Raw genomic sequence first — 10,233 nt, 5'->3', positions numbered from 1 at the left:
CGAAATCAGAAGCGAATTGAAGAATATATTCGTAATCAATTACAAGAAGACGTGATAGCAGATCAGCTCAGTCTTTTTGAGGAGTATGATCCGTTTACAGGTGAGAAGAATAAAAGAAAGTAATCTTAAAGAGACCCGCTAGACGGGTCAGCTAGCAAAGGTGGTGCTGAAGGGAAACCATTCGGTAGGCCTTTAGGCCTCGGCCGGTAGCAGAGGCTTTCAGCCGAAGAGCAAGCCACCCGTTCTCACGGGTGGTTTTGACTTTGCGTGCGGCGAATGAATGCAACTTTTAAATACAAAGGTCGAAGTATTCGTATTTGTCTTTCGACAAGTTCCCTTAACCACAGAACCCTATTTCTCTAGCCAAAAGAACGCTTGGTTTAACATCTCTTTTGCTTGTCCAATCATACACGGTCCATGAGAAATAATAATATTCTTAGGTTCCCATTTCTTTATTTTGTGATAACTCCTCAAAGCTTGTTTTTTGCCAAATAAGAAACATATTCTTAAATCTCTTGGTGTTTTACCATTTGGATAGTGATTATCGCCTATTTTAAACAGTAGCTTTTCAAAAATCGATACATTCTCAGTTTCTATATTTTCAATAAGATCCGTTAAAATCAGAGTTGAACTTTCATTATGGAAAAAAACAACCTCTTTTACATAAAAACTTCCCTCAAATGTTGTAAAAAGAATTTCTTCGTTCCAATTGGCCTTGCTTAATTCCTGACCATAATCCAAACTCATTCCCGATTTTCTGGCACGCTTTTGAACACCACTAGCTAGCCAAACTTTTGCTTCAGGAAATAGTTGATGCCATTCATCTATATAACTATAATGTAAGACATTGGGTGCAATAAGGTGTTTTACCTCACCTAATTGCTTAATTTCAAAAAGCAAATTGTCACTAGGCTTAATCGGTGAATGCACCCAAATACCACCATTCTTCAAACGGATAACCGTCATTCTAGTTGAAAAAGGCACTTTGAATAATTTGAAATCCATCTGTACTTCTTCCCCATCTACAATCCATAGGTTATCTGCTATCTTTTTTAAGGAATTGAGGGGACTATATTTTTTGACTTCCATGAGACTCTGCTTTCTAAATTAATAAAGTATAATCAATCATTATTCTCCAAAAATGGAACAACCAAGTCAATCCACTCTTGAGGTAGGTAGGCTGATAAATAGCCGTGATTATAGCCCTTTGCCTCAAACAAGATAGTGTTGGGATACAACTGCTCAAATAATCTAGCTGATTCCTTAACACATTTCAATTCTTTTTCGCCATAAATATAGAGAACCTGTACCTTACTTTTAGATATTCTACTATTCAACTTGTAGTGTCCCATATAAGTTCGATAAATGGTCACTAATGTTTTGATAGGCGTCCTTGGCATATCCTCCATATAATAATTTTTTATTTCGTCTGGGTAAGCTAATTGGGGATAGAATTTATTCATTAAGCTTAACTGAAGTTTACAAGAGGATTTACTAAACATCAGTTTACCAAATAAAGATACCAACAAGATGCTAAATCTCGCCAACCTTGGTTGAGGAATACAGAGGCTTCCGTCTATGATAGCCTTCTCAGCTATATCGCTGTCTAAGGACAAGATCTCCATGGCAATTTGACCACCAAGAGAAACTCCACCTAAAGCAAATAATTTCCCACCACAATTCTCTTTGATATAGTCTAGGATTTCTAAGGCAGAATCTTCAGTAGAAACATAATCAAGTTGATACTCTTCACCGTGACCATTAAGTGTAGGTAAAATGACATGGTATTTATGAGACAGTATACGAGCTTGTCTAAGATAATTCCACCAAGAGCTACCCCCACCATGTATTAATAAAACGGGAGGCAAATTTTTATCACCAAATTCATGAAATTTCATATTTGATACCCTCCAAAATGTCTCATATAGCCAGTACTATTCTTTTTTTGAACGCCTATGCTTGCCTTTTTCATTCTACTTATAGAAAATCTTGACCCAATCCTGCTTTGCACTTAGAATACGAGCAACAAATACTGTATGATTCTCAATATAATAAAATGCGAGATAGTTCTCTATTGGCATATAACGATAGGTTTTCCCATCGTCAGTCATTTCACCGTAACCTCTACTAGACACAAGTGGACATGCTTCTGGAAATATTTCTAAGGTTTCAAGAGCAGTTAATATCAAATCGACTTTCCCATCCGCAGATTGTTGGCTATAAAAATTCATAACGATATAGTCGTGTATTTCTCGTATGTCCTGCTTAGCTCGATCCGCAAGAAAAACCTGATAGCGTTTCAACTTAGTCAAGACCAAATTCCTTTCTCACATCCGCTACAGAAGTGACTTTACCTTGAGCAATTTCCTGATGCCCAATTAAAATTTCCTTCTTTAAATCCTCAAAAGCCACTTGATACTGCGTATCCTGCAAATCACTAGAAACAAATTCTCTTGCATCAACTGTCCTATTGGCAATTTTTCTAAGTGCTGCATTCAGGACATCTGATACCGTAATTTTTTCGTCTGCTAAGATGTCTTTCGTTTTTTGGTAAAATACCGAATCTGCTCGAAAATTTACCGCTTGTGTCTTTGCCATACTAAAAACTCCTTTTGTAAATACATTTTGTATATACATTCTAACATATAAAAGAAAAAGTATTCAACTAAAAATAGAAATGACTTACAATAAAAAGCCCTGATACCAAGGCTTTTCATTTATCTATATAGTCACAAACGTTATTAATTTGTTCACTAAAAGTAGAACCAAATTTTTCTTCAAAAAATGCACTTCCGATAGTGAAGGCCCAAGGGTTTGTTTCAAGTACCTCATCCAAACGTTGATAAGAATCAATACTACCAGCTAGACAAACAGGCGCTTGGATTGCTTCTACAAAAGCATTGTTTAATTCCACTGGATTACCAGTATATTGATAACCTAATAAATCGAATCCATATACCCCTTTCGCCAAGCATTCTTTTGCTTGAGCAATCATATTATCAATGGAACCTTCAAGTACAGACGGCCGTCCAGTAATTTCCCCAACAAATGGCATATACTTCATTATGATACTTACAATTCCATGTAATATGTGCTAAACTATTGTTATCCTGTATCATCAAGGGTCCTCCTTTTGTATATTAGTTAGTGGTCGGGAAACCTTATCTAATATAACACTTTAGGGGGGACCTTTTTGATACATCGCTAAAAGCTTTTCGGAACCACTAGCATAGCTAGTGGTTTTCGAGAGACAAAAATAGACCAGAGTTATCGTTTAACTCTGGTCTATAGAAGAATTATTAGGTGTCTAACTAGTCTTTATACTTGAACTCTAAGGCATCCACCGCTAAATCAATGACTTTAGATTTTAGTTTTCTCTTTTTAAAGTTCAAACTTTTAAGAAAATCTTTATTGTTTCTTAGAGACTTCCATAATAGCTTTTTAGCTTTTGTATCAAGTTCAATGCTGTAAAGTAGATTTGCTAGTGAAATAATTAAAGGTTTAAATACATTTAAAAACTTAGTCTCCTTTTCATCAATAATTGACGCTTTATATTCATCAAAATCTTGAACTGTATATTTGGGAACTAAACCTAAAATGGGGTTAACCAGTAATTGAGTAGAAGAATTCATCAAATTGACATATGTACCTAGTTCATACTGCTGTTGGTCGGACATTTTATCATAGTCAAGACCAAATGTCTGAATTTTATTTATTGCTCTATTCAACAGTGATTGCTCATTTTTAATTCTCGTTATCCGCTCTTGTAATTCAACAATAGCAAGCTTATATGATTGTATATCTCTTTCACTTATAGCAATAAATAAATTTTCTAAATGGTTCTTATCAATCTTACTTTTCCAAAAGATTAATCCACTAGCTAATAAAGAAACACAGGCCATAGCCCATCCAACTGGACCTGCCAAACCAAGAAAAGCTTCTCCTGCTGCCATTCCACCACCACCTGCAGCAAGTGCTCCACCACCAAGCCATGCTAATGCAGCATTAGTGGCCACAGCTCCGCTTAAAGTAGAGATGGCAGTACCAGTTGATGCAACTCCAAAAGTTGTAGCAACACCCATTGCTACTGTCGGTCCCATTGTTACTACTGCAACCCCCAGTCCAGCTCCTGCTGTTCCTACACCTGCATTTTTTACTGTTGCGTTTTTATAGTCCTTTTCAATCTTAACTACTTGTTGCTTCCAATTTAATCTTATCTTTTTTAATTCTTCATACTGAATTTTTTGTTCACTAGGAACATTGCGTATTTTATCAAAGGTGTATTGAATCTCTGTCAAAGCTTCGTGTAATCCTTTAGTATAACCACCTAATGTATTTATCTGAGTATTAACCTCATGAATTGCATTCTGAGTATTATCCTTAGCAATCTGTAACTTAGTTTTATTTTTCTTTCTTATTCTCATCATCATTCTCCACGAAAGTAAGAGTCAATATCGGACTTATTTCTTAAAATTTTATTGGAATCAACATTCCTCTTTTCAGCAAGTAAGACTGACTTGTCGAACGCAGACCTATACATTTCACTATTCTCCAAGTCAGTAACGAAGGTTAACAAATCAACATCATCGTATATATTTGATAATTCTCTTAAGCCCTCAACATAGTAGTTTAGAATCTTCATTTCTCGTCTGTTATCATATATCTTGTTACTTAGCTTATGCCGAATAAAAGCGTTATTCCCTTCGCCATACAATGATATTCCCAGTCTACCTAAACCAACAATATTAAGCCTCATTACAAATTCTGAAACGTCGAAATTTCCTTTACCAGAGATAACACCTCTGATTATAGCATCAGATAAATCAATCAGGCAGAATGTCCCATGAGATATTGTCAGCATCCTCTTTACAGATGCATTAGAAAAAGGTTCACACGTTTTCCATAATAGAGAGAATACCCTTTTACTTTTATCAAAATCGCTGAAATATCTTATTAATCTCCTAACTGAGTATACTGTGCGTACTAAAAGTTCATTAATAAAAACTGAAAGTGCTTGAGCAGTCTGGAATCTAACATCATATCCCTCTTTGTATATATTGAGAGCTAATTCATTAAAGCTGTTATCAAATTCAGTAACAGGTATGTTCAACTTCCTTTTGAGAGCTATAATGTCATTAATCCAGCTCCATAGTGGTGATGGGATCCCCATCCCTCGACTCTTACTACCAGACGAACCAGAAACATCTGAAAACAAATGTCCAATCCAATTAATAAAAGCACAGTAAAATTTGCTTGAAAAGTTATTTCCTTGTAACTCAAAGCCTGGATTAGCGTTTTGAAGTGAAATAAGTTCACCACCAGATACAAAGTGCGATGTATTATTGAACTGATCTAAAATTGAAAAAAATAGTCCGAGCAAAGTAGGATTATGTGCAAGAGATTTAAAGTGATGATTCTTTGGATTCAAATCGAAAATAAAGCTTGCCGCATCACCAGCTCCACGTTGATCGTAAGGAACTTTAAATCTTCTTTCTAAGTACCTCACCGCAGAAGAGATATTATTCGATCCATTATCTTCCCAACCACAAAGTTTGGCAAAATCTTTAGTACGATTTTTAAACCACTCATCTGTTATGTTACCCAATGGAGACTCTCCAGGCCTCCCTACAAAAAATATATCTATTATGCTACAAAGAGCGCCACAGCTAGAGGCTAGAATATAATCTGATTTATCACAATTAGGTGTTACATGCTCTATTGCATAATAGTCTTCACTAAGTCTTTCATTGATAGTATTTAATTCAAGCTCAGCTTCAGATAATGCATCATTTATATTTGATGCAAATTGATATCCAGAATCGGTAATATCTAAGTCTAAGACCAGTGTTTTTTTATTTTTACCCATATATACTCTCTATTTTTCAACAATTATCTGAATTTATTATATCACTAAAATTTTTATGAATGAAATGATTTCTCGATAACAAACACAAAAATAAAGCTAAGAAAAACTAAAAGGATAATAAAAATTGTATCAATTTTAATACTGATACTTCCAAAGATCAATTAAGCGATATTGGAGGTGGAGTACGTTTCTTTACCCACAAACACCTTGTCAATGGAAACAAACATATCTCCACAAGATAAATAGAATTAGATAATTTCTAGATATCACTTCTACTCACTCCAAAAAATACTAACTCTGATACTTCCCTAGCACAAAATGAAAAGCCTTGCAATCAAGGCTTTTCATTGTTGCTTCGTTACAAGTTTTTTACTCTTTTATAAGCAATCCCACACACTCAGCGGTTCGGACTTTCCGTATCATCTCGTCGGTGTCCTTCCTCATTCCACGAGTCCTATAACCCAGGGCACCTTCTCGATCTTTGTCGCACGGGTCGAACATCTGCTTCAACGTGTAGTGATATTTTTCTTTATACCAATAGACGAAAGGTACTGACAATGATTTTCAAATGATGCTGTGGAACAGAAAAGATTTTCACATCTTCCAAAAGAAACGACATCCATCCTTCTATTTGAAATTAGAATAGAAAATTCTCTAACATTGATTATCTAATTAGCCAATCGTTACTTTCAATAATGGATATGTTGACCTAAAATTTAAAATACTTTTCCTTACTAATTCTATTACTCGCCAATATCGTATAAATTAAATAAGCAATAAAAATGATAATAAAAATACTATTAATTTTTAACACAAAATAGAGATTTAACAAATTTGCGAACGCATGAAATAAGATGCAGTAGCCCACAGATTTGGTTTGACGATAAAGAAGCCCTAAAACAAAACTTAAAAATAATGTATAGATAAAAAATAAAATAAAAGGAAATCCTTGATGACTTTCTCCAACTATAAACCATAAAGGCAGATGCCAAATTCCCCAGATTGAACCTACAATCAAATTAGATTGCCAATAAGTATATTTTTTATCAAGTAATGGTTGTAATATTCCTCTCCATCCTAATTCTTCATGTCCACCACCAAAAAAAATTAGTTGTATAAAGAATAATGGCATCAGATAAATGGATACTCCATTAAATTCTAAGGAAGATACAGAAAATAGTATCAAAATTGCTAACAAATGAATAATTAAATAAATACTACTATTTTCTTTCTTACTAAATAGAAAATGTTTAAATTTTATATTATTCCTTTTAAAATAAATGATACTTGCAATAGCTGGACCAAGTGCACCTACTATATGTAACATTCTCCCTATAAATGTTTCTAATCCCAAAATATGAGATTGAGTAAAGATGGCAAGAAGCCCCCAAGCTATATAAGTAATTCCAAATGTACAATAAAGATAATTTTTAAAATTCTTTTTGTCAATTTCTGTCATTTTATTGCCCTTATCTTGATTATTCTGTATGTAATATTTGTTGCTGCTTCTTAGTTGCTGTCGATTATAACTACCTATACTCTATCACAAAAACACAAAAAAAGCCTTACAATCAAGGCTTTTCATTATGGCTCTATAATTTCTGTAGTGGGTAAAACCACTGTAGAGATTATGGAGCTTTTTGAGTGTACACAAAAAGTCCCATAAGAACTATAATGAAAAGCGACCAAACTATCATTAGGAAGAACTTATGAGACTTATTAAGAATACCACAGAATTAATTGGAATTAAAGACCCTAACATCATTATTTCTCTTGTTTTGGAAACTAATACTCATATCGAGATTCATGCAAAACTTGATTATTCTGCACCACCATGCCCTCATTGTCAAGGAATAATGATCAAATATGACTTTCAAAAATCTTCTAAAATCCCTCTTCTCGAACAAGCTGGAACTCCAACACTACTACGTCTGAAGAAACGTCGCTTCCAGTGTAAAGTGTGTAAGAGAGTAACGGTGGCTGAAACCTCAATCGTTGAGAAAAACCACCAAATCTCCAACCTCGTCCGACAAAAGGTTGCACAACTTCTAACTGAGAAGGTATCACTAACGGATATTGCCAGAAGACTTCGTGTATCAACGTCCACCGTTTATCGTAAACTTGACCAGTTTACTTTCAAGGAACATTTTGACAAACTCCCAAGGGTTATGTCCTGGGATGAGTTTGGGTTCAAGAAAGGGGAATTGGCTTTTGTTGCTCAAAACTATGAGACAAACAAACTCATAACCATCCTTGATAATCGCTGCCAAACTACTATACGAAACTACTTTTTGAAGTATCCATTGAAAGTCCGACAACAGGTACAGTTTATCACGATGGATATGTCTGGAGCTTATATTCCACTGGCTCGCAAACTCTTTCAAAACGCCAAAATCATTCTTGATCGATTTCACATTATTCAGCACCTTGGGCGTGCCTTTTTAAAGACAAGAATTGCGATTATGAACCAGTTCGATAAGAAGCTTCTACCCTATCGAGCCTTGAAAAATCACTGGCAACTCTTTCAAAAGGACAGCCGTAAGTTATCTCTCAATTCTTTCTATTCAAAGACTTTCCGTCAAACCTTAAGTCCACATGAAGTTGTTGGGAAAACACTAGATTTTTCAGAAGAGCTTACCGACTACTATACACTTTATCAGCTCTTACTTTTTCACTTTCAGGAGAAGAGAGTAGATGAGTTTTTTGAGCTCATAGAGGAGAATATAAGCAAGGTCAATCATTACTTCAAAACTATCTTTAGGACCTTCCTTAGACACAAACCATACATCAAAAACGCACTAGAAACACATTACTCAAATGCAAAATTGAAGGGGACCAATAAGCTTATCAAAGACATCAAACGTCTGGGCTTCGGTTTTAGAAACTTTATTAACTTTAGGAAGCGTGTTTTCATCACTCTGAACATACAAAAAGAGAAAACCTATCTGGTCCTCTCTAGATGTTAGCTTTTCGTCACCCACTACAGTTGACAAAGAGCCAATGAATCACATTATGAAAAAATAAAAAAAGCCACTCATAAGAATGGCTAAATATGGAGCGTGAGGGATTCGAACCCTCTAGGCGCAATTTGAGTACTTTCTATAACTTAGGGAACAATTCAAAAGGTCGCTCCAATCACGCCGTTTACCACCAAATTTGAAATAGACAACTTCATTGATGTACCTCTTTCTATACTAGCAATGGCCAAAATAGTTTGAATTAAATCACATAGAAGTCCAATATCCAAGTTAAACCCTAAAATGTTATATACTAATACACACCTTAATAGTCGATAATCAACTACTAACGTCTATACTAATGGACTAATTATACCATTGCATCAGTTGATTTGCAATAAAAGTTATCTTATTTTCTAATATCTAAAGAACAAAAACTTTGCATCAATTTCTATTCTCTTACTCCAATTGAGCATTAATGAGATATAGAGATGGGTATAGATTCATTCCCATAAAGCTATACTCATTGGAAATAAATCTATACCATAAGTGTAAATGGAAATAGAAACCTAGCAATCCTATCCTTCAGACCTAGCACTCAACTGTTACTATCAGTCCGATATTTCAACATATACGACAAAAAGCCTTGAAACCAAGGCTTTTCCTTCTACATATTTTTCTACGCTTTGACAAGCAGTGATACCGCCTCAACATAATGCATCTGTGGGAGTTTAAAGCTCCAGTGGAGCTTTGAAGCGTTTCGCCTAGAATGAAAGATTCGAGATGTTTAACTGCATTTTACCAATAAGCACACACACTCAGCGGTTCGGACTTACCGTATCGTTTCGTCGTAAAATCCTTACTCTACGACAGCTATACCCCAGAGTACCTTCTCAACCTTCGGTCTTACCTTGTCGCATGGGCAGAACATCTACTTCTACTACGCTGATGACTCAGCTCGTACAAGCAGCGATACTGCCTCCACATGTGATGCTAGAAAATATCTATATTATAGACCAAAACTTTTGTTCTTTTCTCAATTAGATAATATTTTTAGTTCAGTACAATTTTGGTAAGGTACGTTTTATTAATTTATCGGACGAATCGATACATCTCCAAGTCCAAAAGAGAAATTGTCAAAGATATCCTGATAGTCGAATGGAATTAGTTACCCTGTCTGGCTCATAAGAGCAAAGTCAACGCCTAATTCACGAATGAGATAGGGACACAGTGTAAATCCATTTTTCTCAATGATAAGAGCCAAGTCCAAAGAAGGGAAGTCGCTCCTCCTTTGTGAAGGACTGTTTATACAAGTTGCTGATGATTTCCCAGTGTTTAAAAGGATTAAATTTAATTTGTTTTAAGGTCATAAATTTCTCCTTAATTCCACCATCTAGCAAAATAGAAGTC

The 10,233-nt window shown here is 35.0% G+C and carries 9 protein-coding genes and 2 pseudogenes; 2 read left to right on the top strand and 9 right to left on the bottom strand.

Annotated elements, in window-relative coordinates; genetic code table 11:
• Positions 1-123, top strand: a pseudogene (locus ADH51_RS09875) (IS200/IS605 family transposase); the annotation flags it as partial.
• 228 nt (positions 124-351) lie between these two features.
• Here the strand turns inward: ADH51_RS09875 and ADH51_RS05875 are convergent.
• From ADH51_RS05875 to ADH51_RS05840, 8 genes are all read right to left on the bottom strand, one after another.
• Entirely contained in the window at positions 352-1,089 is a 738-nt protein-coding gene (locus ADH51_RS05875; protein ID WP_048675167.1) for a DUF4336 domain-containing protein, read from the bottom strand.
• A gap of 32 nt (positions 1,090-1,121) precedes the next feature.
• Positions 1,122-1,898: an alpha/beta fold hydrolase gene (locus ADH51_RS05870; protein ID WP_048675165.1), complete on the bottom strand. Its 777-nt coding sequence runs from the start codon at positions 1,896-1,898 to the stop codon at positions 1,122-1,124.
• Between the two features lie 75 nt (positions 1,899-1,973).
• Complete coding sequence (locus ADH51_RS05865; RefSeq protein ID WP_004182882.1) at positions 1,974-2,312, bottom strand: type II toxin-antitoxin system RelE/ParE family toxin; 339 nt, start codon at positions 2,310-2,312, stop codon at positions 1,974-1,976.
• A complete protein-coding gene (locus ADH51_RS05860; protein WP_048675163.1) occupies positions 2,305-2,598 on the bottom strand; it encodes a hypothetical protein in 294 nt (97 codons plus the stop codon). The genes ADH51_RS05865 and ADH51_RS05860 overlap by 8 nt, the downstream gene beginning before the upstream one ends.
• Positions 2,599-2,713: 115 nt before the next feature.
• Positions 2,714-3,055 (bottom strand): hypothetical protein, encoded by a 342-nt coding sequence (locus tag ADH51_RS05855; protein WP_229040022.1) that lies wholly within the window; start codon positions 3,053-3,055, stop codon positions 2,714-2,716.
• Positions 3,056-3,311: 256 nt separating this feature from the next.
• Entirely contained in the window at positions 3,312-4,424 is a 1,113-nt protein-coding gene (locus ADH51_RS05850; protein ID WP_171021837.1) for a hypothetical protein, read from the bottom strand.
• A gap of 2 nt (positions 4,425-4,426) precedes the next feature.
• Positions 4,427-5,866 (bottom strand): hypothetical protein, encoded by a 1,440-nt coding sequence (locus ADH51_RS05845; RefSeq protein WP_048675158.1) that lies wholly within the window; start codon positions 5,864-5,866, stop codon positions 4,427-4,429.
• A gap of 709 nt (positions 5,867-6,575) precedes the next feature.
• Positions 6,576-7,325, bottom strand: coding sequence for a CPBP family intramembrane glutamic endopeptidase (locus tag ADH51_RS05840; RefSeq protein WP_048675156.1), 750 nt, complete (start codon positions 7,323-7,325; stop codon positions 6,576-6,578).
• A gap of 250 nt (positions 7,326-7,575) precedes the next feature.
• Here ADH51_RS05840 and ADH51_RS05835 point away from each other — a divergent pair.
• Positions 7,576-8,825, top strand: a pseudogene (locus ADH51_RS05835) (ISL3 family transposase).
• A gap of 1,245 nt (positions 8,826-10,070) precedes the next feature.
• On the opposite strand, the gene ADH51_RS10275 reads toward ADH51_RS05835, so the two are convergent.
• On the bottom strand, positions 10,071-10,193 hold the full coding sequence (locus tag ADH51_RS10275) for a hypothetical protein (RefSeq protein ID WP_259318295.1): 123 nt from the start codon (positions 10,191-10,193) through the stop codon (positions 10,071-10,073).
• Positions 10,194-10,233 lie beyond the last annotated feature (40 nt).

The organism is Streptococcus sp. 449_SSPC (assembly GCF_001073005.1).
GTDB classification, from domain to species: domain Bacteria; phylum Bacillota; class Bacilli; order Lactobacillales; family Streptococcaceae; genus Streptococcus; species Streptococcus salivarius_F.
This window is presented reverse-complemented; position numbering and strand designations above follow the sequence as displayed.